The organism is Kitasatospora phosalacinea (assembly GCF_030268885.1).
GTDB classification, from domain to species: Bacteria; Actinomycetota; Actinomycetes; order Streptomycetales; family Streptomycetaceae; genus Kitasatospora; species Kitasatospora phosalacinea_C.
The window spans coordinates 1-24,705 of sequence record NZ_BSSA01000028.1 but is presented as its reverse complement, the minus strand read 5'-3'; the positions used below and the strand labels follow the sequence as shown (position 1 = coordinate 24,705).

Sequence of the window (24,705 nt, the reverse complement as noted above, 5' to 3'; positions counted from 1 at the left end):
ACCCCCGATGAGCGAAGTGTTCCTCAACCGCGAGATCTGGTTCCTCACCGGCAGCCAGGGCCTCTACGGCCCCGAGACGTTGCAGCAGGTCGCCGAGCAGTCCCAGCAGGTCGTCAACCAGCTCGCCCGCACCGGCCTGCCGGTGCGGATCATCTGGAAGCCCGTGCTGACCGACGCCGCCTCCATCCGCCGGGTCTGCCTGGAGGCCAACGCCGACGACGCCTGCGTCGGATTGATCGCCTGGATGCACACCTTCTCCCCGGCCAAGATGTGGATCTCCGGCCTGGACGCGCTGCGCAAGCCGCTGCTGCACCTGCACACCCAGGCCAACCGCGACCTGCCGTGGTCGACCATCGACATGGACTTCATGAACCTGAACCAGGCCGCCCACGGCGACCGCGAGTTCGGCTACATCCAGTCCCGCCTCGGCGTCACCCGCAAGACCGTCGCCGGCCACGTCAGCGACCCCGTCGTCGCCGAGCGCGTCGCCACCTGGGCCCGCGCCGCCGCCGCCCGCGCCGACCTCGCCACCCTCAAGCTCGCCCGCTTCGGCGACAACATGCGCGACGTCGCCGTCACCGAGGGCGACAAGGTCGAGGCCCAGCTGCGCCTGGGCGTCTCCGTCAACACCTACGGCGTCAACGACCTGGTCGCCGCCGTCGACGCCGCCGCCGACGCGGACGTCACCGCCCTGGTCAAGGACTACGAGGAGCTCTACCGCCTCGCCCCCGAACTGCGCGCCGGCGGCGAGCGCCACGACTCCCTGCGCTACGCGGCCCGGATCGAACTGGGCCTGCGCGGCTTCCTCACCGACGGCGGCTTCGGCGCCTTCACCACCAACTTCGAGGACCTCGGCGGCCTGCGCCAGCTCCCGGGCCTGGCCGTGCAGCGCCTGATGGCCGACGGCTACGGCTTCGGCGGCGAGGGCGACTGGAAGACCTCCGTCCTGCTGCGCACCCTCAAGACCGCCGCGACCGGCCTGGAGGGCGGCACCTCCTTCATGGAGGACTACACCTACCACCTGGAGCCCGGCCGGGAGCTGATCCTGGGCGCGCACATGCTGGAGGTCTGCCCGACCATCGCCGCCGCCACCCCGTCCTGCGAGATCCACCCGCTGGGCATCGGCGGCCGCGAGGACCCGGTCCGCCTGGTCTTCGACGCCGCCACCGGCCCCGCCGTGGTCGTGGGCCTGGCCGACCTCGGCGACCGCTTCCGCCTGGTCGCCAACGAGATCGACGTCGTCGAACCCAACGAGCCGCTGCCCAACCTGCCCGTCGCCCGCGCCGTCTGGGCCCCCCGCCCCAACCTGCGCACCTCCACCGAGGCGTGGCTGACCGCCGGGGCCCCGCACCACACCGTCCTGACCCGGGCGCTGACCGCCGAGCACCTCGACGACCTCGCCGAGATGCTCGACGTCGAACTCGTCCTCATCGACGCCGACACCACCATGCGCACCTTCACCCGCGAACTGCGCTGGAACCAGGCCTACCACCGCCTCGCCCAGCGCCTCTGACCACCCCGCCGCCCCCGACCGACGACGCCCGTCCACCCACGGGCGTCGTCCCCGTTCCCGCCCCCCGACCCTCCCCTCCCGCACACCGAACGGAGCACCCGTGTCGTCCGAAGCCCCCGCCGCACTGAGGATCACCCAGGCCGAGGTGGCGGCCCTCCCCGACGGGCAGCCGATCACCCGCTGGACGTTCGGCGCCCCCGGCGGCGTCACGGCCGAGGTGCTCAGCCTCGGCGCCCGCCTCGAGGCCCTCCACGCCCCCGACCGGGACGGGCAGCGCGCCAACGTCGTCCTCGGCGGCGGGGACGTCGCCGAACTCCTCGACGCCGCCGCCTACTTCGGCGCCACCGTCGGCCGCTACGCCAACCGCGTCGCGGGCGGCCTGCTGCCCCTGGACGGCACCGTCCACCGCCTCGCCACCCAGGACACCGGCCACACCCTGCACGGCGGACCCGACGGCTACGCCACCCGCCAGTGGGAGGGCGAAGCCGTCCGCGAGGAGCACCGGGTCGGCGTCCGCCTGCGCCTGCACAGCCCCGACGGCGACCAGGGCTTCCCCGGCGCGCTCACCGCCGAGGTCGGCTACCTGCTCGACGCCGACGGCGAGCTGACCATCGAGTACCGGGCCACCACCGACGCGCCCACCGTGGTCAACCTCACCAACCACGCCTACTTCAACCTCGCCGGGGAGGGCAACGGCACCGTCCTCGACCACCTGCTGCGGGTCGACGCCTCCGGCTACCTGCCCGTCGGCGACGACCTGATCCCGCTCGGCCCGGTCGAACCCGTCGACGGAACCCCCTTCGACCTCCGCACGGCCCGCGCCCTCGGCGAACGGTTCGCCCTGCGCCACCCGCAGCTGGGCCCGGCCGGCTCCGGCTACGACCACAACTGGGTCCTGGACGGCACCGGACTGCGCACCGCCGCCGTCCTCACCGACCCGGCCAGCGGCCGCCGCCTGGAGTGCCGCACCACCGAACCCGGCCTGCAGGTCTACACCGGCAACCTCTTCGACGGCTCGGTCACCGGCCGCTCCGGCCGCCCCTACCGGGCGTACGCGGGCATCGCGCTGGAGACCCAGCACTTCCCCGACTCCCCGAACCGGCCCGACTACCCCTCCACCGTCCTGCGCCCGGGGGAGGAGTACCGCTCCACCACGGTCTACCGGTTCACCGCCGGGCGCTGACGGCGCTCCGGACACCCGCCCGGCACGGGCCGCGGCCGCCGTCACCCGCTCGGACCAGCCGCGCGGTGTGTTGGCCGCCGCGCCCGGCGGCGGTGCGGTTGGCTGGTGCGCGCACCGGTCGCCGTCCCGCCTCCCTGCCGCACGGACGCAGGTGCCGTCGCCGGCCGTCCCGCCTGCGACCTCCCGTATCAGGAAGGCGTCCCTCCGTGTCCGAAGACGATGTGCAGCAGGTCACCAACGCGTTCCCCGAGAACACGAACCCGGCGGCGGAGGGCTGTCCGGTCAAGGACGGCGCCGCCGACCCGATGAAGGGCGACGGCATCCACCAGTGGTGGCCCGAGCGGCTGAACCTCGGTGTGCTGCGCCGCCACGCCGCGGCCCACGGCCCCAACGGCGAGGGCTTCGACTACGCGGCGGCGTTCGGGGCGCTCGACCTGGCGGCGGTCAAGCGCGACATCGAGCAGGTCCTGACGACCTCGCAGGACTGGTGGCCCGCCGACTTCGGCCACTACGGGCCGTTCGTGATCCGGATGGCCTGGCACCTGTCGGGCACCTACCGCGTCACCGACGGCCGCGGCGGCAACGGGGCCGGGCTGCAGCGCTTCGCCCCGGTCAACTCCTGGCCGGACAACGTCAACCTGGACAAGGCGCGGCGCCTGCTGTGGCCGGTGAAGCAGAAGTACGGCAAGGCGCTGTCCTGGGCGGACCTGATGGTGCTGTCCGGTAACGTGGCACTGGAGTCGATGGGGTTCGAGACCTTCGGCTTCGGGGGCGGCCGGGAGGAGGTGTGGGGCCCGGACGAGGCGGTGTACTGGGGGCCGGAGACGGTGTGGCTGACCGACGAGCGGCACAAGGACGACGGGGAGCTGCTGGCGCCGCTGGCTGCCGACACGATGGGCCTGATCTACGTCAATCCCGAGGGCCCGCGGGGCAACCCGGACCCGATGGCGTCGGCCACCGACATCCGCGAGACCTTCGCCCGGATGGCGATGAACGACGAGGAGACGGTGGCGCTGTGCGCGGGCGGCCACACCTTCGGCAAGACCCACGGCGCGGCGGGCTCCGAGCACCTGGGCCCCGAGCCGGAGGCCGCGCCGATCGAGCAGCAGGGCCTGGGCTGGAGGAGTGACTTCGGCACCGGCCACGGCAACGACACCATCACCTCCGGTCTGGAGGTGATCTGGACCGACACCCCCACCCGCTGGGACAACCGCTACTTCGAGATCCTGCTGGGCTACGAGTGGGAGCTGACCCGCAGCCCCGGCGGCGCGCACCAGTGGCGGCCCAAGGGCGGGGCGGGCGAGGGGACGGTGCCCGACCCGCACGACCCGGCGGTGCGGCGTGCTCCGGCGATGCTCACCACCGACGTCGCGATGCGGGTCGACCCCGACTACGCGCGGATCTGCCGCCGCTTCCTGGAGCACCCCGAACAGTTCGCGGACGCCTTCGCCCGCGCCTGGTACAAGCTCACCCACCGCGACATGGGCCCGATCGCCCGCTACCTGGGCCCCGAGGTCGCCGCCGAGCAGCTGATCTGGCAGGACCCGCTGCCCGAGCCCACCGAGGCCCCGCTGGACGGCGGTGCCGTCGAGCAGCTCAAGTCCCGGGTGCTGGCCGCCGGGATCCCGCTGGCGGACCTGGTGTGGCTGGCCTGGTCCTCCGCGTCCACCTTCCGGCGCAGTGACAAGCGCGGCGGCGCCAACGGCGCCCGGATCCGGCTGGAGCCGCAGAACGGCTGGGAGGTCAACGAGCCCTACCGGCTCTCCACCCTGCTGGGCCAACTGGAGGGCATCCGGGAGGCGTTCAACTCCTCCCGGCCCGCCGGGCACGGCGTCTCGCTGGCCGACCTGATCGTGCTGGCGGGCACCGCCGCGGTGGAGAAGGCCGCCGCCGACGCCGGACACGAGGTCCGGGTGCCGTTCACGCCGGGCCGGGTCGACGCGACGCAGGAGCACACCGACGTGGAGGGCTTCTCCTACCTGGAGCCGTTGGCCGACGGCTTCCGCAACCACCTCGGCAAGGACGACACCCTGCCGGCCGAGTACCGCCTGGTCGACCGGGCCGACCTGCTCGGGCTGAGCCCCCAGGAGCTGACCGTCCTGGTCGGCGGCCTGCGCACGCTGGGCGCCACCTACCAGAACGCCCCGCTGGGCGTGCTCACCCGCACCCCGGGCGTGCTGACCAACGACTGGTACGTCAACCTCCTCGACCAGGGCACCACCTGGACCCCCTCGGCCCACGACCCGGCCGTCTTCGAGGGCCGCGACGCCACCGGCACGCTCCGCTGGAGCGCCAGCCGCACCGACCTGGTCTTCGGCTCAAACGCCGAACTGCGCGCCCTGGCCGAGGTCTACGCCTCCGCCGACGGGGCCGAACAGTTCGTCGAGGACTTCGCCGCCGCCTGGGCCAAGGTCATGGACCTCGACCGCTTCGACCTCACCACCCACCGCCACGCCTGACCCGTTCGCCCGACCCGGAGGAGACCGCCGTGACCGACCCCGCCCCGCAGGACCCGCTGCCCGCCGAGGACGACGGCGTGCTCGACCCGGCGGACTCGCTGGAGACCGACGACCTCGACGACGACCCGCTGGAGACGGGCATCGTCACCGCCGACGGCTACCGCGGCGCCACCGGCTACGGCACCACCGCGGCGGAGGCCGCCGCCGGGGAGTCCCTGGACCGGCTGCTCGCCGAGGAGGAGCCCGACACCGGGGCCCCCGACGTCGACGACCGCTGGTCGGGAGGTCCGGGCCCCCGGGCCGGGCGGCTGGTGGAGGCGGGGACGGACCTGTTCGCCGAGGACGACGGCGCGGACGGCGGCGCGGCGGGCGCCGAGGAGGCGGCCGTGCACCTCACCGACGAGGACGACGACGAGGCCGCCGAGTTCGACGACGCCGACGCGTCCGAGTCGCTGTCCGACGCGCTCCGCTTCACCGCGGCGGACGACCTCCGCGACGCCGACCCGGACGCCGGCGACGACTACCGCTGACCCCGCGCCCGGGGCCGACGTGCGGCGCCGGGCGAACGGGCCTTTCATGGAGGGGCGGCGGCGTCGCCCCGCCCGCCCGGATCCCGTCCCCGGAGGACCGCATGAGCCTGTCACCCGGCTTCTCCGGCCGCCGCGGCTTCGACACCTCCCGCCTGCCGCCCGGCCAGTACCCGACGTACGACTTCCCCGTCCTGTCCGCCGGGCCCACGCCCGAGGTCGACACCGCGGACTGGGAGTTCACCGTCGCCAGCGAGACCGGGTGGCGCGCCACCTGGACGTGGGAGCAGTTCCTGGCCCTGCCGCAGCAGGACGTCACCACCGACCTGCACTGCGTGACCCGCTGGTCGAAGTTCGACACCCGCTGGCGGGGCGTCAGCCTCGACGTCCTGCTGGCGGACGCCGAGACGGCGGCGGACTTCGTGATCGCCCACTGCCACGGCGGCTACACCACCAACCTGCCGCTGGAGGACGTCCTCGACGGGCGGGCGTGGGTCGTCCACGCGTACGACGGCTTCCCGCTCTCGCCCGAGCACGGCGGCCCCGCCCGCCTGCTGGTGCCGCACCTGTACCTGTGGAAGTCCGCGAAGTGGGTGCGCGGCCTCACCCTGAGCCCGGTCGACGAACCCGGCTTCTGGGAGGCGGCGGGCTACCACAACCACGGCGACCCCTGGCGCGAGCAGCGCACCTGGCAGGACTGACCCGACCCCGGACGCACGAGGAGCCCGTCGATGGCGACGCTCACCCCAGGATTCCACGGCCACCGCCGCACCCGCGGCGACCGCCTCCCGCCCGGCCAGTTCCGCACCGAGGACTTCCCCGTGCTCTCCGCCGGGCCGACACCCGAAGTCCCGCTCGACCGGTGGGAGTTCACCCTCACCACCGAGGACGGCGAACAGCACCGCTGGACGTGGGAGCAGTTCCAGGCCCTGCCGCAGCAGGACGTCACCACCGACCTGCACTGCGTGACCCGCTGGTCGAAGTTCGACACCCGCTGGCGGGGCGTCAGCCTCGACACCCTGCTGGAGGGCGTCGCCACCGGGGCCCGATTCGCCCTCGCCGAGTGCCACGGCGGCTACACCACCAACCTGCCGCTGGACGACCTGCGGGGCGGGAAGGCGTGGATCGCCCACACCTACGACGGCGAGCCGCTGGCCGCCGAGCACGGCGGCCCGGCCCGCCTCCTGGTGCCGCACCTGTACTTCTGGAAGTCCGCGAAGTGGATCAGCGGCATCACCCTCGGCCGCACCGACCGGCGCGGCTTCTGGGAGCAGTTCGGCTACCACGACTACGGAGACCCCTGGCGCGAGCAGCGGACCTGGAACGACTGAGGCGAGGGCGACGCGATGAGCGACTGGCGCCGGGCCGAACTGCGGGCCAGGACCCCCGAGAGCACGACCGCGCGCACCCTGCACCTGACCGTGGACGGCTGGCCCGGCCACCTGCCCGGCCAGCACGTCGACGTCCGGCTCACCGCGGACGACGGCTACCGGGCCGTGCGCAGCTACTCGCTCTCCGCACCGGCCGACGGCGACCGGATCGAGATCTCCGTCCAGCCCGCGCCGTTCGGCGAGGTCTCCCCGTACCTCGCCGAGGACTTCCCCGTCGGCGCCGGGATCGAGGTCAAGGGCCCGCTCGGCGGCTGGTTCGTCTGGAAGCCGGAACGGCCCGGGCCCGTCCTGCTGGTGGCGGGCGGCTCCGGCATCGCGCCGCTCGCGGCCATGCTGCGCGCCCGGCTGGACCTCGGCGACGCCGGGCCCCCGTTCCACCTCGCCTACTCGCTGCGCGACCCCGGCCAGCGCTGGTTCGGCGCCCTGCTGGACGGCATCGCCGAGGCCGAGGACCCCGCCGTCACCGCCGCCTGCCTGTACACCCGCACCGCCCCGCCCGGACACCCCCGGCCCGTCGGCCGCATCACCGCGGCCGACCTCGACCTGCCGGGCTTCCGGCCCGCCGACGGGGCCCTCGCCTTCGTCTGCGGCCCCACCGCCTTCGTCGAGAAGGCCGCCAACCTGCTCGTCCACCTCGGCCACCGCCCCGACCGCGTCCGCACCGAGCGGTTCGGCTGACACCCCTCCGGGAGACCCCCATGCGCGACGGAAACGCCCTCGCCGGACCGCTGTCCGACCTGTTCCTCCCCGACCCCACCACCGCCTGGCGGCTGTGCCCCGGCTGCGGGACCGACGCCGCCCTGGCCGCCCTGCACGTCTACGACCAGGGCCCCGCCGCCGTCGCCCGCTGCCCCCGCTGCTCCGAGATCGCCTTCCGGGTCGCCCGCCACCCCGGACAGCTGTGGTTCGACTTCGGCCGGGGCGGGGCCCTGCGCTTCCCGGCCTCCTGACGCCGCCCGGCAGCCGACGCGCCGCACCGGCCCTCCCCGGGGAGCGGGAGGGCCGGTGCGGCGCGTCGCGCAGGTCAGCTGCCGTGCAGGGCCTTCTTCAGGGCGTCGACCGCGAGCTTGCGGGCGACGTTGGCGGCGCGGGTGTCGCGCAGGCTGTCCAGCAGCAGGAAGTCGTGGACCATCCCGGCGACCCGGACGGCGGTGACGTCGACCCCGGCCTCGCGGAGCTTGTTGGCGTACTGCTCGCCCTCGTCGCGCAGCACGTCGGCCTCGTCGGTGATGACCAGGGTGGTCGGCAGGCCGCGCAGGTCCTCCAGCGGGGTCTGCAGCGGGGAGGCGTGCGGCTCCTTGCGCTGGTCCGGGTCGGAGTACTGGTCCCAGAACCAGATCATGCCGTCGCGGGTGAGGTAGTAGCCCTCGGCGAACTGCCGGTAGGACGGGGTGTCGAAGTCGGCGTTGGTGACGGGGTACAGCAGCACCTGGGCCTTGAGGTCCAGGCCGCCGCGCTCCTTGTTCATGTTCGCGAAGACCGCGGACATGCAGCCGCCGACCGACTCGCCGGTGACGGCGACCCGGGAGACGTCCAGGCCGTGCTCGGCGCCGTGCTCCAGCAGCCACCGGCCGACCGCGTAGTTCTGCTCGACCTGGGTCGGGTACTTCGCCTCCGGCGCCCGGTCGTAGACCGGGAAGACGCCTGCCGCGCCCGCGCCGACCGCCAGTTCGCGGAACAGCCGGTCGTGGGTCCTGTCGTCACCGAACACCCAGCCCGCGCCGTGGATGTAGAACACCACGGGCAACGGGCCGGTGGCGCCCTTGGGCTTGATGATGCGGGTGCGGACCTGCCCCCACTCGCCCGCGTCGACGGTCACCCACTCCTCGTCCACGGCCGGGCGTTCGACGCCCTCGCCGCTCTGCAGGCCGAGCAGGATGTCCCGGCCCTCGGGCGGCGGCACCTCGTAGATCCGCGGGTGCGGGTCGGTGGCCTTGGCGAGCTCGGCCGCGGCCGGCTCCAGGTAGGGGGTGATCGGCGGGGGAAGCTGCGTCATGTCCACTCCATCGAGAGCGGTGGCGGGCGCGAGCGGGCGCCCGGGCCCGGTGAGGCCGGGCCAAGGAACAAACTAGGAGAATTCCGGCTGGTTCCCTCCCCGGGATGGGCCGAACGGGCCCGCCACAGCCGCCGGGGCGGGCCCGGTGGGCGGGTCACTCGGACGCGGGGACGACCGCGTGCGCGAGCTGGACGCGCGAGTGCAGGTCGAGCTTGCGGTAGACGCGGGTGAGGGTGGCTTCGACGGTCTTGACGCTGACGGTCAGGGTGGCGGCGATGTCGCGGTTGCTGGCACCGGCGGCGGCCAGGCGGGCGCAGCGCTCCTCGGCGGAGGTCAGCCGGGGGCGCGCGTCGCCGCCCGGGGCGGGCTCCAGGCGCTGGAGGGCCAGGGCGGCGGCGTCGGCCCAGGGGTGGGCCCGGTGGGCGGTGAAGAGCTCGGCGGCGCTCCGGGCCGCCGCGCGGGCACTGGCTCGGCGGCGCCCGCGGCGTTCGGCGTGGCTGAGCGCCAGCAGGGTCCGGCCGCGTTCGAGGGGCAGGTGACGCTGGCGGTCGGCCGCGTCGGCGAGGCGGCGGGCGGCGCTGTCGTGGTCGCCGCGGGCGGCGTCCAGCAGGGCCAGGGCGCGGTCGAGCGCGGGCAGCACGGAGGTCCGGCCGAGGTCGGTCGCGGTGCGGCGGGTGTCGGCGAGCAGGGCCTCGGCCTCGTCGTCGTGGCCGACGGCGACCAGGGCCTCGGCCAGGTCGCCGTGCCAGCGCAGCACGGACGGGTCGCGGACCTGCTGCTCCTCCTCCAGGACGCGGACCTCCGCCAGGGGCTCCAGGGCCTCCTTCGGGCGTCCGGCGGCCAGCAGCAGGTGTCCGAGGGCGAAGAGGTTGCGGGAGAGGAAGACCTTGTTGTCCTCCTGCCGGGAGGCGTCGATGCCGCGGTGGGCGTGGGCCAGGGCGGTGTCGGTGCTCCGGGTGGCGCCCTCGACCAGGGCCGAGGTGTAGCAGGCGGGGGAGGGTGACAGGGCGGTGCGGTCGGTCAGCGCCTGGGCGCGGCGGGCGTAGGCGAGGGCTTCGGTGCACCGTCCGGCGCGCAGTTCGGCCTCGGCGAGGCCGCGCAGCACGTCGACGGTGGCCTCCGCGTCCGCCGTCCGCTCGGCCTCGACGAGCAGGGGCAGCAGGGCGCTGCGGGCCAGGTCGGGACGGTCGTCGAAGAGGGCGTGCCGGGCGGCGAGGTGCTGGGGCGTCCCGTTGACGGGGAGGGCGGCGGAGCGCGGCAGGGACAGGGCGCGGGCCAGCGCGCCCCCGGCCCCGGGGAGGCCGAGGATGCGCTGGACGCGCGCCTGCATGGTCAGGGCCAGGGTGGTGGCGGCGGTGTCGCCGACGCTCTCGGCGAGGGCGGCGGCCCGTTCGGCCAGGGCGCAGGCCCGGCGGGGGTCGCCGTCGTTGACGTTGGCCCAGAGGGACTGGCGGATCAGGACCTGCGCGGTCAGGCCCGGGTGCCCGGCCGCCGCGTGGAGCGCCTCGGCGAACAGCTGGTCCGCGCCGTGCAGCTCCTGCCCGCTGGCGTCGATGAGGGCGACCAGGGTGTCGACGCGTTGGGCCGGGCTGGCGTGCCGGTGCAGGACGAGCCGGGCGGCGGCCCGGCCGCGGGGGAGGTCCCCGTAGTGCGCGGCGTCCCGGGCGGCGGTCAGCGCCCGTTCGGCGAGCAGGGCCGCGTCCTCGGGCGGGGTGCGCTCCGCGGCGAGCAGGGAGAGTTCGGCGGCCAGCGCGTGCTCGCCGCGCAGCCGGGCGCTCCCGGCGGCGCGGGCGGCGCGCCGGGCGGTGCCCGGGTCGTCGGCGTCGGCGGCCAGCAGGGTGTGCCGGTCGCGGCGCAGGCCGTCGTGGCTGGCCTCGGCCAGCCGGGCGTGCAGGAGACGGCGTGCGGTCTCCGGCAGCCGGGCGGTGAGTTCCGCGCCGATCGCGGAGGCGGTGAAGTGCACCTCCCCGTCGGGCCGGTCGAGGTCGACGAGTCCGGCGGCCCCGGCCTCGGCCAGCAGGTTGCCGGCGGCCGGACCGACCAGGCGGGCCAGCAGCCCGCGGTCCGGGCGGTCGTCGAGCGCGGCGAGGGTCAGCAGTTCGCGGGCCTCCTCCGACACGGTGTCCAGCCACTCGCCCACCAACCGGCGCGCCGCCGGGGGCAGGGCCGCTCCGTCCCCGCCGTCCCGCTCCGCGGCCGGGTCCGCGGCCTCGGCGAGCGCCAGGGCCAGGGCCGGGTTCCCGCCGCTGCGGGCGTGGATCCGGGTCACCTCCCCCGGGGTGGGTCGGTGCGGCGCCAGCAGGGCCGCGACCTGGCGGGGCGTCAGCGGCGGGACGCGCACCGGGTGCGCGTCCTCGCCGCACCAGTGGTTCCCGGCGCCCGGACGCCAGGTGCGCTCCGCCACGACGACGGGGAACCCGGGGGCCAGGCGCAGGGCCCAGCCCAGGACGGCCGCGCTGGCCGCGTCCAGCCACTGGGCGTTGTCCACCACCAGGGTCAGCGGCGGTGCGTCCCGCAGCACGGCGGCGGTCAACCGGCGCAACCGCAGCGAGGCTCCGGCGTGGTCGGTGCCGACGGTCTCGTCCAGGGCCGCCGCGAGCTCCTGCGCGGTCGGCAACGGCTGCAGGGCCAGGGCGAGTTCGAGCAGCCCGGTGTAGGGGACCGGGGTGTCCTGCGGGCCCGGGGCCAGCCGCAGCACGGGTCGGCCCAGCTGCCGGCCCAGCACCCCGGCGGCGGTGGTCTTGCCGATGCCGGGCGGCCCGAACAGCACCACCCGGCGGATGCCGCGCACCTCGTCCGGCAGTCCGGCACCGGACGCCTCCGGAAGCCCGTTCACCCACGTCGCAGAGTCTCGCACCGGGCCATGGTGCGCCTCCGGGGCCGTCCCGCGCCAGGTCAAGGGGTTGCCCTGATGTCGACCGCCCCCCGTCTTCCCTAACGTCATCGCCACAGTCGAGCTGTCAACCGGCTGCCGGACGCCCCCCACCCCCCGACGACGTCCTGCCGCCCTCCCCCCTCAACCCCAGCTCGGCGGGAGGAACGTGATGTCCCGTAAGAACGCCCTCGCAGCCGCCGTCGCGGCCGCCCTGACCCTGGGCACCGTGACCGCGGTGGCCACCCAGTCCACCGCCGCCGCCACCAGCCCCTCCGCCCGACCCGGCGCCGGGTTCCGGGCGATGAGCGCCGACGCCCGCACCGAGGCGCTGCGCGCCGCCGACCGGGAGGCCGCCGCGGTCGCGAAGTCGCTCGGCCTCGGTGCGGACGAGCGCCTGGTGGCCAAGGACGTGCTCCTCGACACCGACGGCGCCCGGCACGTGCGCTACGACCGCACCTACCGCGGCCTGCCCGTCATCGGCGGCGACCTGGTCGTCCACTACGACGCGAACGGCCGGGCCACCGGCTCCGACCAGGCCCACCAGGGCGCGCTCAAGGTCGCCGGCACCACGCCGAAGCTCAGCGCGGCCGACGCCTCGGCCGCGGCCGTCCGGCACGCCAAGCACGTCAGGAACGCCAAGACCGGCACCGCGGACGGCAGCGCCCTGGTGGTGTACGCGGTCGGCAAGGTCCCGGTGCTGGCCTACCGCTCCACCGTCACCGGCGACGGCGAGGCCGGCCCCGCCTCGCGCGAGGCCGTGATCGTCGACGCCGCCAGCGGCGCGCCGCTGGACCAGTACGAGCTGCACCAGGGCGTCACCGGCACCGGCAACGGCATCAACGTCGGCCAGGTCTCCATCGAGACCACCCAGACCACCAGCGGCTACACCCTCACCGACGCCGCGCACGGCGGCACCATCGTCTACGACTCCTACAACAGCTCGCAGTCGAGCCCCACCCAGAACGCCAGGGCGTTCACGAAGTCGACCAACTCCTGGGGCAACGGCTCCACCTCGAGCCGGGAGAGCGCCGCCGTCGACGCCTCCTACGGCCTGGCGAAGACCTGGGACTTCTACAAGAACACCTTCAACCGCTCCGGCATCCGCAACGACGGCCGCGGCGCCCCCGCCTACGTCCACGTCGACACCGGCCTGCTCAACGCCTTCTACGACGACTCCTGCTTCTGCATGTCCTTCGGCGACGGCTCCTCGCAGAACAGCAACACCCCGCTCACCGCCCTGGACGTGGCCGGTCACGAGATGAGCCACGGCGTCACCGCCGCCACCGCCAACCTCAACTACTCCGGCGAGAGCGGCGGCCTCAACGAGGCGACGTCGGACATCTTCGGCACCATGGTCGAGTTCTACGCCAACAACGCCGCCGACCCCGGCGACTACTACATCGGCGAGAAGGTCAACATGTCCAACGGCTACCTGCGCCGGATGGACAACCCCGCCGCGGACGGCTCCTCGCTGTCCTGCTACAACTCCGGCGCCGGGTCGGTGGACGTGCACTACTCCTCCGGCATCGCCAACCACTTCTTCTACCTGGCGGCCGAGGGCACCGGCGCCAAGACCATCGGCGGCCTGCCGCACAACGGCACCCCGTGCAACGGCGACAGCTTCAGCGGCATCGGCCGTGACAAGGCCGCCGCCGTCTGGTACCGCGCCCTGACCACCTACATGACCTCCACCACCAACTACGCCTCGGCGCGCACCGCCACCCTGCAGGCCGCCGCCGACCTGTACGGCACCAACTCCCAGGAGCGCTACCTCGTCTCCAAGGCGTGGGCCGCCGTCAGCGTCGGCACCGCGCTGCCCGACCCGGGCACGAGCAGCCCCACCCCGTCGCCCTCCTCCTCCACCAGCCCCTCCCCGTCCCCGTCCGGTTCGACCAGCCCCTCCCCGTCGCCGTCCACCTCGACCCCGAGCGGCAACGCGCTGGTCAACGGCGGCTTCGAGCAGGGCACCACCGGCTGGACGCAGAGCGACAACGACATCAGCAACTCCACGCTGCAGGCCGCGCACGGCGGCTCCTGGTACGCCTGGATGATGGGCTACGGCACCTCCGCCGTCGAGTCCCTCTCCCAGTCGAACATCGCCGTGCCCGCCACCGGCACCCCGAAGCTGACCTTCTGGCTGAAGGTCAGCACCCAGGAGTCCGGCTCCACCGCCTACGACACCCTCAAGGTCAACGTCAACGGCAGCACGCTCGCCACCTACTCCAACGCCAACGCCTCCGCCGGGTACGTCCAGAAGACCGTCGACCTGTCCGCCTACAAGGGCAAGAGCGTGAAGCTGGAGTTCGCCGGGACGGAGGACGCCTACCTGTCGACCGTCTTCCTGCTCGACGACGTCGCCATCGGCTGACCGCCCCCCCAGGACGCCGACGGCCGGAACCGCTGTGGAGGTTCCGGCCGCCGGACCGCCGCCCTCCCGCGGGGTAGCAGCGAGGACGGCAGCCCGTGACCGGCCCCACTGGGGCGGGGCCGGTCGCGGGGGCGTCAGAGTTCGACGTCGGGGTGCAACCGGGCGACCGTCCACACCCGCTGGCGGCGGACGGCCAGCGTGGTGAGCCCGAGGAAGAGGACGCCGAAGGCCGCCAGCACGGCGCCGTCGCGCAGGACGTGGGCGGCCTGGCCGCCGGAGACGGTGGCCCGCAGGCCGTCGATCAGGTAGGTCATCGGCAGCAGCGGGTGCAGGAACCGGAAGAACGCCGGGGCGGTGGGCATCGGGTACAGGCCGCCCGCGGCGGTCAGTTGCAGGACCAGCAGGACCAGCGAGAGCACGTCGCCCGGCACACCCAGCGAGGTCCGCAGGAAGTGGTCGACCGCCACGAAGGAGGCCGCGCCCAGGACCAGCAGGGCGACCGTGGCCCACGGGTGCACCGGGTGCAGCCCCAGCGTCAGGTCCACCACCGCGTACAGGACGAGCGCCGCCACCGCGCCGAGCAGCGCGGCGGGCAGCCATCCGGCGGCGGCGACGGTCGCCGAACGGGCCCGGCCGGCCAGCGCGCGGCCGTTGACCGGCCGCAGCAGCAGGTAGGCGAACAGGCCGAACACCCACAGCGCGATGCCGAAGAAGAACGGCGCCATCCCGCGCCCGTACACGCCCGCCGGGTGCAGGTTGGTGCGGTCGATCCGGGCCGGGGTGCCCAGCACCCGGGCGGCGCCCTCGACCTGCTGGCCGCTCAGTTCGGGGATCCGGTGCAGCCCGTCGTCCACGGTGGTCGACAGCCTGGTCGCCCCGTCGTGCGCCTGGTCGGCGGCGGAGCGCGCGGCGTCCGCGCCCGCCCGCAGCGACTGCAGGCCGTCGGCGACCGTCGCCGTTCCCGCGGCCACGTCGGCGGCGCCGCCGTCCAGCAGCCGCAGCGGGGCGTTCAGGGCCGCGGCGTTCTGCTGCACGTCCACGGCGGTGCGCTGCAGGTCGCGGGCGGCGGCCAGCTGCTGCTGGGCCGCGGTGTCGGCCGCGGCCGCCCGGTCGTCGATCCCGGCGGCGGTGGCGTCCGCCTGCTCGGCGTCGCGCAGGACCCGGGCGAACACCGGGTCCTGAGCCAACTCCGGTTGACCGGAGGAGAGTTGGCGCAGGTCGGCGAGGGCGGTGCCGGTGCCCTGGCGGACCTGCGAGGTGCCGGTGTGCAGGGTGTGCAGCCCCTCGGCGGCCACCGAGGCGGCCGTCACCAGCTGGGCGGCGGCCCGCGGCAGCCGGTCCGCCACCGCCCCGTCCAGCGCCTCGGCGGCCCGGTCGACCTGCCCGACGGCCCGGCTGATCTGCTGCGCCCCGGCGCCGATCCGCTCGGTGCCCGCGTGCAGGCCGTCGGCGGCGCTCGCCAGCGCCGCGCTGCCCTGCCGGGCGGTGGTGGTCGCCCCGACCAGTTGCCGGGCGCCCTCCGAGGCCACCGCCAACTCCTGCCGGAAGTCCGAGAGTTCGCCGTAGAGCGCGCGGACGTACGCCTCGTGCACCGCCGAGTCGACCTGGGCCTGCAGCTTCGACTGCACCACCTCGGTCATCACGCCCGCGATGTAGTTGTTCGCGTCGTTCAGCCGCAGCAGGACGCCGCCCTGCTGCGGCTGCGCGTCGGCGGCGGTCGCCAGCCGGCTGCTGAAGTCCGCCGGGATCTCGACCGTGAACGCGTACCGCCCCTCGCGCAGCCCCGCGTCGGCCGCCCCGGCGTCGACGAACCGCCAGCCGAAGGTGCCGGACGCCTTCAACTGCTCCACCAGCTGCGCCCCGGCGTCCACCGGCCGTCCCCCCTCGGCGACGGCGGGGCGGTCCAGGTTCACCACGGCGACCGGGATCCGGTCGGTCTTCCCGTACGGATCCCAGTTCGCCCACAGGTACATCGCCCCGTACAGCAGCGGGATCAGGCAGAGCAGCAGCGGCACCAGTCGGCGCAACGGGCCGCGGAAGCGGCGCAGTTCGAGCAGGGCGAGGCGGACGGCGGTCACGCGGCCCTCCCGTCCGCGGCCGCGCCCGGCGCGGGGGCAGCCGGTACGGGGACGTCCGGTGCGGGGGCGTCCGGGTCGGCGCGGTGCGGCAGTGCCAGCAGGACGGTGCCCGGGGGCGGTGGCGAGGGCGGCTGGGCGGCGGTGGCCAGGACGGTGCAGCCGGTGGCGGTCACCGTCGCCAGAGCCCGCCAGGCCCGGTCGCGGTCGGCATCGGGGCAGTCGCGGTCCACCGCGTCCACGGCCAGCACGGGCGGGCGGGCCGCGAGGGCGAGCGCCACGTCCAGCAGCAGCGACTCCAGCGGCGGCAGGTCCTCGGCGAGGGTCGCGCCGCGCAGGTGCAGGCCGAGCAGCCGGGCGGCCTCGACCACGCCCCGCCGGGTGACGTCCCGGTCCAACCAGCAGCGTTCGGCGACCAGTTCGCGCACCCGCAGCCGCCCCTCGGCGGCGACCGCACCGTCCGCCCGGGCCACCGCCACCGACCGGCGCACCCCGCCGGCCCCGGCCCCGGGGGCCCGGTGACGGCCCACCCGCAGCACGCCGGTGCGCAGCCGCATCCGGCCGGCCAGCGCCAGCAGCGCGCTGGTGCGGCCGGACCCGGCGGGCCCGTGCACCACCAGCAGGCCGCCGGGCGGCACGTCCGCGTCCACGTTCTCGAACACCGGCCCGCGCGGGCCGTGCACACTGATTCCCCGGGCCGTCACGGCCTCTCCGCACACCATCACTACCGGCGGGTAACCGGAATCGGCCGGGCCATGCCCCCGGCCCCGTCCGGGCAGCTCACCGCCCTCGTCCGGGCAGCTCACCGCCCCCGTCCGGGCAGCTCACCGCCCCAGCCGGGACTCCAGACGCCGGAGCCTGGCCCGCTGCCGACGGTCGAGGACGAACAGCAGCGGGAACCAGCACAGCAGGAACACCAGCGTCACCACCCCGGCCACCTGGCCGTGGCGCTGCCACAGCGACGCCGCCGACCACAGCACGCAGGCGGCCAGCACCGGCCACGCCCACCACGCGCGCCGCCGCTGCGCCCGGTCGGCGCGCACCACCCGGCGCAGCGCCGCCACCAGCACCGGGTCCTCGGGGATCCGCTCCTCCTTGACGGCGCGGTCCAGGTCGACGAGCGCGGACGCGTCCGGCAGGCCCAGCCTCCTGGCCCGGCGGCGGTGCCCCCAGCGCAGGAGCGCCAGGGTCGCCAGGGCGTAGCACCCGCCCGCGACGACCGTGAGCGGCCACGACGCCCCGTTCATGAAGTGCGTGACCATGCTCCACGCCGCCCCCGAGGCCACCGTCGCCACCCACACCTGCGGCCGCGTCCACCATGGCCTGCCCGCTCGTCGTGCGTCCGTGTGCGTCATGTCCGCCGGGTGCCCCGCCGGGCGGATTCAACTCCCTTGCCGGGGAGGGGAGGTGCGTCGGGGCCGGGGGTGCGGTGCGGCGGCGGCCGGGCGGGGCGGTTGCGCGGCGGTCCCCGGGGCACACGGCGGGGCATGACGACGGACGGCGCGCACGGCGCGGAGACGGACGGCCCGAAGGGCGCGGGGGCGGACGGCACGGAGGGGGACGGCGAGACCAGGGGGACGGTGCTGACCGCGCTGGTGGCCAACCTGGTGATCGCCCTGGCGAAGACCGCGGGCGGTCTGCTCGCGGGCTCGCCCGCGCTGCTGTCCGAGGCGGCGCACTCGGTCGCCGACAGCCTCAACGAGGTGTTCCTGCTGGCCTCGTTGAGCCGCAGCCGCCGACGGCCGGACGCCCGCCACCCCTTCGGCTACGGCAAGGAGCGGTTCTTCTGGTCGATGCTGGCCGCGGTCGGCATCTTCGTCACCGGCGGCTGCTTCTCGTTCTACCAGGGCCTGCACACCCTGCTGAACCCGGAGGCCGAGGCCACCGAGGGCTACCTGGTCGTGTACCTGGTGCTGCTGGTGTCGCTGCTCGCGGAGGGCGCCTCGCTGGCCAGGGCCGTCCTGCAGGTGCGCAGGCAGGCCCGGCGGGCGGGGCGCGGCCTGCTGGTGCAGCTGCGCCGCGGCGACGACCCGACGGTGCGGACGGTGTTCGCCGAGGACGCGGCGGCGGTGCTCGGCGTCCTGCTGGCGCTGGCGGGCGCCGGGCTCCACCAGTGGACCGGACGGCCCGGGTGGGAGGCGGGCGCGGCCCTGGCCATCGCGGTGCTGCTGATGTACGTCGCCTACCGGCTGGGCCGGGACGCCAAGGACCGGCTGGTCGGGCAGGCCGTCGACCCGGCCGTCCAGCAGCAGGCCCTGGACGTGCTCACCGAGCGGCCCGAGGTCGACACCGTGACCCGGCTGCTGACCATGCAACTCGGCCCCCGTTCGGCCCTGTTGGCCGCCCGGATCGACCTGGTCGACGGCCTGGACAGCAGCGGGGTCGAGGAGCTCTGCGTCGGGCTGAAGCAGCGGATCCGGGCGAGGTGCCCCGAGTTCGACCAGGTCTTCCTGGACATCACCGCGGCCGACGAGGACGAGCGCCGCCGCGCGGCCGAGCGCCGCCGCAGGCTGCGCGAGACGGTGCGGCGGCAGGCCGCCGCGGAGGGCTGAACCCGCCCCGCGTCCGGGCGCCCGTCGAACCGGCGGGCGCCCGGACGTCCACCTACCGCACGGGGCCGTCGCACGCTCGACGCGCACGGCGGGAATGCGGCTCCGACAGAGCATTGTGAGCGCTAACAAGCGGTGGGGCAAGGGGTTGCACCGATCGCGGGGGAGCAGTGCCGGGGGCGAGGACCAATCCGGACGGAAGCCTTGACGGGGTCACGCCCCTTCTCCATAGTGATGCACGGCCGCCTCCTGAGCCGAACTCCCGTTTTCCCCCGCTGCTCTGAGCCTCCGTCAGGGTGAATTGTTAGCGCTAACAAAGCGCAGCAGCCCTCTCGCCCGCCGCGGACGGCTCCGCCGTCGGGGCACCGGGGCGGCCGTCTCCTCGGGACCTCCCGACCCCCACCCCTCAGCAAGGAGTCACCCTTGGCTGTCCAGACCTGGCTGCGCCGCGCCCGGCGCGCCCTCCTCGCGACCGGCACCACCGCGGTCCTGACCGTCGCCCTGATCGCGGGCACCGAGACGGCCTCGCAGGCCGCCGTCCAGGGGCCGTGCGACCTCTACGCCTCCGGCGGGACGCCCTGCGTGGCGGCCCACTCCACCACCCGGGCCCTGTACGGCGGGTACGGCGGCGCGCTCTACCAGGTCCGCCGCGCCTCCGACGGCGCGACCAGGGACATCGGCGTCCTCGCCACCGGCGGCTACGCCAACGCCGCCGCCCAGGACGCCTTCTGTGCCGCCACCACCTGCGTCATCACCGTGATCTACGACCAGTCGGGCAGGGGCAACCACCTCACCCAGGCCCCGGCCGGCGGCGCCGCCCCGGGCCCGGACAACCTCGCCCCCGCCACCGCCGCCCCGGTCACCGTCGCGGGCCACAAGGCGTACGGCGTGTACGTGGCCGCGGGCACCGGCTACCGCAACAACAAGACCAACGGCATCGCCACCGGCGACCAGCCCGAGGGCATGTACGCCGTCCTGGACGGCACCCACTTCGGCGGCGGCTGCTGCTTCGACTACGGCAACGCCGAGACCAACAACCTCGACACCGGCAACGGCCACATGGAGGCCATCTACTTCGGCGACAGCACCATCTGGGGCTCCGGCACCGGCAAGGGCCCCTGGGTGATGGCCGACCTGGAGAACGGCCTGTTCTCCGGCGTCAACGCGGGCTACAACGCGAACGACCCGAGCGTCAGCCACCGCTTCCTGACCGCGATCGTCAAGGGCGCCCCCAACCTGTGGGCGATCAAGGCGGGCAACGCGCAGTCCGGCGGCCTGTCGACCTACTACAACGGGGTCCGGCCCAACGTCGCGGGCTACAACCCGATGCACAAGGAGGGCGCGATCATCCTGGGCATCGGCGGTGACAACAGCAAGTCCTCCAGCGGCACCTTCTACGAGGGCGTGATGACCTCCGGCTACCCCTCGGACAGCACCGAGAACGCCGTCCAGGCCAACATCGCCGCAGCCAACTACCAGGAAGCGGCCGTCACTTCGAGCGCCCTCACGCCCGGCGCCCGGGTCTCGCTGAAGGCGACCACCGCCTGCTGCACCGCCGACTACCTGCGCCGCAGCGCCGACGCCACGGTGGCCATCTCCCCGATCACCTCCGGCAGTCCGGCCGCCGACCGGAGCGACGCCACCTGGATCGTCCGCGCCGGACTGGCCAACGGCTCCTGCCTGTCCTTCGAGTCCGCCTCCGCCCCCGGCCAGTACCTGCGGCACTTCAACTACCAGCTCCGCACCGCGGCCTCCGACGGCAGCACCGTGTTCAAGCAGGACGCCACCTTCTGCCTCCAGGCCGGGCACAGCGGGCAGGGCTACTCCTTCCAGTCCGTCAACTTCCCCAACCGCTTCCTGCGCCACTACGAGTACACCGGCTACCTCGCCGGTGACGGCGTCGGCGGCAACACCTGGGACAACGCCAACTACTGGGCCGAGGACACCTCCTGGCTGACCGCCCAGCCCCTGTCCTGACCCCCGGCCCGCACCCGGCGCCCGGGCGCCGGGTGCGGGCCACCACCGCGGGGAATTCCGGCCACCAGTTCCGTCGGCACGGTTGACCGCATTGAAGTGGGCATGGCACTTTCGTCCGGCGCGGGCGTGCGCCAACCGGTCGCACGCCCGCAATCCCCCACAAGGAGAGCCATGTTCAAGAAACTCGCCGCCGTGTTCGGCGCGGGCGCGGTCGTCGCAGGCACCCTCACCCTCGGTGCCGCCCCCGCGCAGGCCGTCCAGGCCGGCGACCTGACCTCCACCATCGCGCTGAGCAACTGCTCGGCCTCGCTGGTCCGTTACCCGACCTCGGTGGACACCGACCGGGCGATGATGCTGACCAACGGCCACTGCCTGCCCACCATGCCGACGGCCGGCCAGGTCATCCAGAACGCGAGCGCCAGCCGCAGCGGCACCCTGCTGAACTCCTCCGGCGCCTCGCTCGGCACCGTCCAGGCCGACAAGGTGCTGTACGCGACGATGACCGGCACCGACGTCGCGCTGTACCAGCTCACCGACACCTTCTCCGCCATCAGCTCCAAGTACGGGGCGACGGCGCTGACCATCAGCGACACCCACCCAGTCGACGGCTCCGCGATGTACATACCGTCCTCGTACTGGAAGCAGGTCTGGAACTGCTCGGTCAACGGGTTCGTCGCGACCCTGCGCGAGGACCAGTGGACCTGGCACGACTCGCTGCGCTACAGCTCGGGCTGCAACACCACGCACGGCACCTCCGGGTCGCCGATCGTCGACGCGGCCAGCCGGAAGGTCGTCGGCATCAACAACACCGGCAACGACGACGGCGCGATGTGCACCCTGAACAACCCGTGCGAGGTCGCCGCGGACGGCACCACCACCGCCACCAAGGGCCAGAGCTACGGCGAGGAGACCTACTGGTTCACCACCTGCCTGGGCACCGGCCGGGTCATCGACCTGAACGTCAGCGGCTGCCTGCTGACCAAGCCGGCCGGGGCGGCCCCGTCGGTGGCCAACCCGGGCAACCAGTCGACCGCGGTCAACGGCGCCGTCAACCTGCAGGTCCAGGCCACCGGCGGCACCGCGCCGCTCGGCTACTCGGCCACCGGCCTGCCCACCGGGCTGTCCATCAACGCCTCCACCGGCCTGATCAGCGGCACCGCCACCACCGCGGGCAGCTCCACGGTGACCGTGACCGTCAAGGACGCCGCCAACCGGACCGCCTCCACCACGTTCTCCTGGACGGTCACCACCACCCAGGGCAGCTGCACCCCGACCCAGCTGCTCGGCAACCCCGGCTTCGAGACCGGCACCGCCAGCCCCTGGACCGCCTCCTCCGGCGTGGTCGACAACTCCTCCTCCGAGGCCGCCCACAGCGGCTCCTGGAAGGCCTGGATGGACGGCTACGGCTCCGCCCACACCGACACCCTCGCGCAGACCGTGACCGTCCCGGCCGGCTGCAAGGCCACCTTCAGCTACTGGCTGCACGTCGACACCGCGGAGTCCGGCAGCACCGCGTACGACAAGCTGACCGTGACCGTCAACGGCACCACGGTCGCGACCCACTCGAACGTCAACGCGGCCACCGGCTACACCCAGAAGAGCATCGACCTGTCGGCCTACGCGGGCCAGAGCGTCACGGTGAAGTTCACCGCGGTCGAGGACTCCTCGCTGCAGACCTCCTTCGTGATCGACGACACCGCCGTCCAGACCGCCTGACCCGGCCCGTCCCGGTCCCGCCCGCTCCCGAAAGGGGGCGGGCGGTGACGCATGGCCGTCGGCCACCTGGGCAGCCGCCCCTGCGGGGGACGACGGAACGAACAGGAGGAACGCGATGACGACCGCACGCGAGATCATGACCGAGGGCGCCGAGTGCGTCGGCGAGCAGGAGTCCGTCCTGGACGCGGCGGAGAAGATGACCCGGCTGGGCGTGGGCGCGCTGCCCATCTGCGGCACCGACGACCGGCTCAAGGGCGTCCTGACCGACCGCGACATCGTGGTGAAGGTGCTCGGCGCGGGCAAGGACCCCGGGCAGGTCAAGGCCGGTGAACTCGCCCAGGGCGAGGCCGTCACCATCGGCGCCGACGACGAGGCGAACGAGATCCTGCGCACCATGGGCTCCCACCAGGTCCGCCGCCTGCCCGTCATCGACGGCCACCGCCTGGTCGGCATCGTCGCGCTGGCCGACGTCGCCCGCGTGCTGCCCGACGCCAAGGTCGGCGACGTGCTGGAGGCCATCTCCGCCGCCTGACCACCCGCCCCGGCCCCCGGCCCCGGGCGGGCGACGCACCGCCGTCCGCCCGGGGCCGACCCCGCACGGGCCACCGCCCGCACGGAGGCACCCGCACCCATGACGCCCTTTCCCCACCCCGACATCACCAGCCTGGACGCCCTCGCCGACTTCCTGCGCGACCACGGGGACCAGCCGCTGTACGTGCGCTGGTCCCGCGGCCCCCGGGCCGACCTCGCGGACGGGAGCGGCAGCCAGGACGACCTGACCCGCGACGCCCTGCCCGGCCTGTCCGCCACCCCGCTGTCCGTCGAGGACTGGTGGCAGGACCGTCCGCTGCGCCTGTGGGCCGCCCGCCGCCTGTACGACTACTCGCACCTGAGGCGCGACAAGCCGCCCGGCGTCCACCCCTGGATCCTCACCGGCACCGAGACCGCCCGCGGCCCGGACGACGAACCCCTCCTCACCGGGGCCCGCCCCCTGGCCCGGATCAGCGAGGACGTCATCGCCGAGGCCAACCGCGAGATCGCCCACCAACCGGGCCGCTGGGGGCCCATGCGCCGCACCGGGAACCCGTGAGGACCCGCCGCCCCCACCCACCCGCACCGGAACGAGAGACGGAAGTGCCCGTGACCGCACCACCCACCGACCACCAGCTGCTCACCATCTACCTGAACAACCACCTCGCCGGTGCCGCAGCCGGCACCAGGCGGGCCCACCGGACCGCCCGGTCGCTCTCCGACCCGGAGGGCGCGCGCCTGCTGCGGCAACTGGCCGCCGACATCGCCTGCGACACGGCGTCCCTGCGCCGGGTGATGCGGGAGCTCGGCGTCCCCGAACGGCGCCCGTACGCCTGGCTGGGGCGCCTCGGCGAACTGGCGGGCCTGCTCAAACCGAACGGCACCCTGCTGCGCCGCTCCCCGCTGACCGACCTGGTCGAGCTGGAGGCCCTCCGGCTCGGCGTCCTGGGCAAGCGCCAACTGTGGGCCGCCCTGGCCGACCGGGCCGGTGCCGACCCCCGCGTCGACCGGGCCCGGCTCGACGAACTCGCCGACCGGGCCGACCGGCAGGCCGAACTCCTGGAAGGGCTCCGCCGGTCGGCCGCCGGGGTGCTGACCGCCCGGCCGTGACCCGGCGGCGACCGCGGGCGGTGCGAGCGCTCCGGGCCCGGCGCTGCGGGCGTTTCGGCCGGGGTGCTGCGGGCAGCCGCGGGGACAGGGGACCGGGCACGGCCGACGCTGCGGAGGAACCCGATGAGCACCCAGGACACCCCGGCCGAGCAAGGGCCGGAACGGACCGCCTCGACACCGCACCTGCACGACGACCCGCCCACCGGCGGACCCGACGGCGAGGCGCCGGACGCTCCCGCCGAATCCGGCTGGCACGACGCGGACGGCACGCCCCACCCGGGCGACCGGGAGGAGGAGCGCCCCGACCCCGCCTGACAGTGAGGATGTGACGTGGTGCTGTTGCCGGCGGGTCTGACCCTCCGCCTGACTGACGTTCTGACTGTCCTGTTTGGGATTTGTCGGCCCGCCGGGCATCACCACGCACGCGGCCGGACG

At 74.7% G+C, this 24,705-nt stretch carries 20 protein-coding genes and 2 pseudogenes; 17 read left to right on the top strand and 5 right to left on the bottom strand.

Translation table 11 applies throughout. From position 1 onward, the window contains the following. Positions 1 to 7: 7 nt before the first annotated feature. The 8 genes from araA to QSK52_RS30235 all read left to right on the top strand — a co-directional run bounded on the left by araA (position 8) and on the right by QSK52_RS30235 (position 8,023). Positions 8 to 1,513 (top strand): L-arabinose isomerase, encoded by a 1,506-nt coding sequence (gene araA, locus QSK52_RS30270; protein ID WP_285739399.1) that lies wholly within the window; start codon positions 8 to 10, stop codon positions 1,511 to 1,513. Positions 1,514 to 1,613: 100 nt separating this feature from the next. Then, positions 1,614 to 2,696: an aldose epimerase family protein gene (locus tag QSK52_RS30265; protein WP_285739398.1), complete on the top strand. Its 1,083-nt coding sequence runs from the start codon at positions 1,614 to 1,616 to the stop codon at positions 2,694 to 2,696. Between the two features lie 221 nt (positions 2,697 to 2,917). Beyond that, positions 2,918 to 5,155 carry a catalase/peroxidase HPI gene (gene katG, locus QSK52_RS30260; RefSeq protein WP_285739467.1) on the top strand — a complete coding sequence of 746 codons (2,238 nt, stop codon included), beginning with the start codon at positions 2,918 to 2,920 and terminating at the stop codon, positions 5,153 to 5,155. A gap of 29 nt (positions 5,156 to 5,184) precedes the next feature. Further along, entirely contained in the window at positions 5,185 to 5,685 is a 501-nt protein-coding gene (locus tag QSK52_RS30255; RefSeq protein WP_285739397.1) for a DUF5709 domain-containing protein, read from the top strand. Between the two features lie 101 nt (positions 5,686 to 5,786). Beyond that, complete coding sequence (locus tag QSK52_RS30250; RefSeq protein WP_285739396.1) at positions 5,787 to 6,383, top strand: sulfite oxidase-like oxidoreductase; 597 nt, start codon at positions 5,787 to 5,789, stop codon at positions 6,381 to 6,383. A 30-nt stretch (positions 6,384 to 6,413) separates the two neighbouring features. Next, complete coding sequence (locus QSK52_RS30245; RefSeq protein WP_285739395.1) at positions 6,414 to 7,013, top strand: sulfite oxidase-like oxidoreductase; 600 nt, start codon at positions 6,414 to 6,416, stop codon at positions 7,011 to 7,013. Positions 7,014 to 7,028: 15 nt separating this feature from the next. Further along, the gene (locus QSK52_RS30240) at positions 7,029 to 7,751 is read left to right on the top strand and encodes an FAD-binding oxidoreductase (RefSeq protein ID WP_285739394.1); all 723 of its coding nucleotides are present in this window, start codon (positions 7,029 to 7,031) and stop codon (positions 7,749 to 7,751) included. A gap of 20 nt (positions 7,752 to 7,771) precedes the next feature. Next, the gene (locus QSK52_RS30235; protein WP_285739393.1) at positions 7,772 to 8,023 is read left to right on the top strand and encodes a DUF6510 family protein; all 252 of its coding nucleotides are present in this window, start codon (positions 7,772 to 7,774) and stop codon (positions 8,021 to 8,023) included. Positions 8,024 to 8,097: 74 nt separating this feature from the next. Here the strand turns inward: QSK52_RS30235 and QSK52_RS30230 are convergent, their stop codons facing one another. Together QSK52_RS30230 and QSK52_RS30225 are read right to left on the bottom strand one after the other, a co-directional pair. After that, entirely contained in the window at positions 8,098 to 9,069 is a 972-nt protein-coding gene (locus tag QSK52_RS30230; RefSeq protein ID WP_285739392.1) for an alpha/beta hydrolase, read from the bottom strand. 154 nt (positions 9,070 to 9,223) lie between these two features. After that, on the bottom strand, positions 9,224 to 11,926 hold the full coding sequence (locus QSK52_RS30225) for a helix-turn-helix transcriptional regulator (RefSeq protein ID WP_285739391.1): 2,703 nt from the start codon (positions 11,924 to 11,926) through the stop codon (positions 9,224 to 9,226). A gap of 187 nt (positions 11,927 to 12,113) precedes the next feature. Between QSK52_RS30225 and QSK52_RS30220 the strand changes: the two genes are divergently transcribed. Next, complete coding sequence (locus QSK52_RS30220; RefSeq protein WP_285739390.1) at positions 12,114 to 14,312, top strand: M4 family metallopeptidase; 2,199 nt, start codon at positions 12,114 to 12,116, stop codon at positions 14,310 to 14,312. Positions 14,313 to 14,446: 134 nt separating this feature from the next. Here QSK52_RS30220 and QSK52_RS30215 read toward each other — a convergent pair whose 3' ends face one another. The 3 genes from QSK52_RS30215 to QSK52_RS30205 form a co-directional block, all read right to left on the bottom strand. Beyond that, positions 14,447 to 16,390 (bottom strand): YhgE/Pip family protein, encoded by a 1,944-nt coding sequence (locus tag QSK52_RS30215; protein ID WP_285739389.1) that lies wholly within the window; start codon positions 16,388 to 16,390, stop codon positions 14,447 to 14,449. Beyond that, the gene (locus QSK52_RS30210) at positions 16,387 to 17,091 is read right to left on the bottom strand and encodes an ABC transporter ATP-binding protein (protein WP_285739388.1); all 705 of its coding nucleotides are present in this window, start codon (positions 17,089 to 17,091) and stop codon (positions 16,387 to 16,389) included. Before QSK52_RS30210 ends, QSK52_RS30215 begins: the two co-directional genes overlap by 4 nt. Positions 17,092 to 17,211: 120 nt before the next feature. Continuing rightward, positions 17,212 to 17,649: a hypothetical protein gene (locus QSK52_RS30205; RefSeq protein ID WP_285739387.1), complete on the bottom strand. Its 438-nt coding sequence runs from the start codon at positions 17,647 to 17,649 to the stop codon at positions 17,212 to 17,214. 225 nt (positions 17,650 to 17,874) lie between these two features. On the opposite strand from QSK52_RS30205, the gene QSK52_RS30200 reads away from it, so the two are divergent. The 8 genes and pseudogenes from QSK52_RS30200 to QSK52_RS30165 all read left to right on the top strand — a co-directional run bounded on the left by QSK52_RS30200 (position 17,875) and on the right by QSK52_RS30165 (position 24,585). Continuing rightward, positions 17,875 to 18,939: a cation diffusion facilitator family transporter gene (locus QSK52_RS30200; protein ID WP_285739386.1), complete on the top strand. Its 1,065-nt coding sequence runs from the start codon at positions 17,875 to 17,877 to the stop codon at positions 18,937 to 18,939. 420 nt (positions 18,940 to 19,359) lie between these two features. Further along, complete coding sequence (locus QSK52_RS30195) at positions 19,360 to 20,913, top strand: alpha-L-arabinofuranosidase B (protein ID WP_285739385.1); 1,554 nt, start codon at positions 19,360 to 19,362, stop codon at positions 20,911 to 20,913. 102 nt (positions 20,914 to 21,015) lie between these two features. Next, positions 21,016 to 21,702, top strand: a pseudogene (locus QSK52_RS39530) (S1 family peptidase); the annotation flags it as partial. Positions 21,703 to 21,918: 216 nt separating this feature from the next. Then, positions 21,919 to 22,629: pseudogene (locus QSK52_RS30185) on the top strand (putative Ig domain-containing protein); the annotation flags it as partial. 115 nt (positions 22,630 to 22,744) lie between these two features. Next, complete coding sequence (locus QSK52_RS30180; protein WP_285739384.1) at positions 22,745 to 23,161, top strand: CBS domain-containing protein; 417 nt, start codon at positions 22,745 to 22,747, stop codon at positions 23,159 to 23,161. 99 nt (positions 23,162 to 23,260) lie between these two features. Continuing rightward, positions 23,261 to 23,719 carry a DUF6098 family protein gene (locus tag QSK52_RS30175; RefSeq protein WP_285739383.1) on the top strand — a complete coding sequence of 153 codons (459 nt, stop codon included), beginning with the start codon at positions 23,261 to 23,263 and terminating at the stop codon, positions 23,717 to 23,719. A 50-nt stretch (positions 23,720 to 23,769) separates the two neighbouring features. Then, positions 23,770 to 24,270 (top strand): hypothetical protein, encoded by a 501-nt coding sequence (locus QSK52_RS30170; protein ID WP_285739382.1) that lies wholly within the window; start codon positions 23,770 to 23,772, stop codon positions 24,268 to 24,270. 123 nt (positions 24,271 to 24,393) lie between these two features. Beyond that, positions 24,394 to 24,585, top strand: a complete 192-nt coding sequence (locus QSK52_RS30165) for a hypothetical protein (protein ID WP_285739381.1) — start codon at positions 24,394 to 24,396, stop codon at positions 24,583 to 24,585. The last annotated feature ends 120 nt before the right edge of the window (positions 24,586 to 24,705 follow it).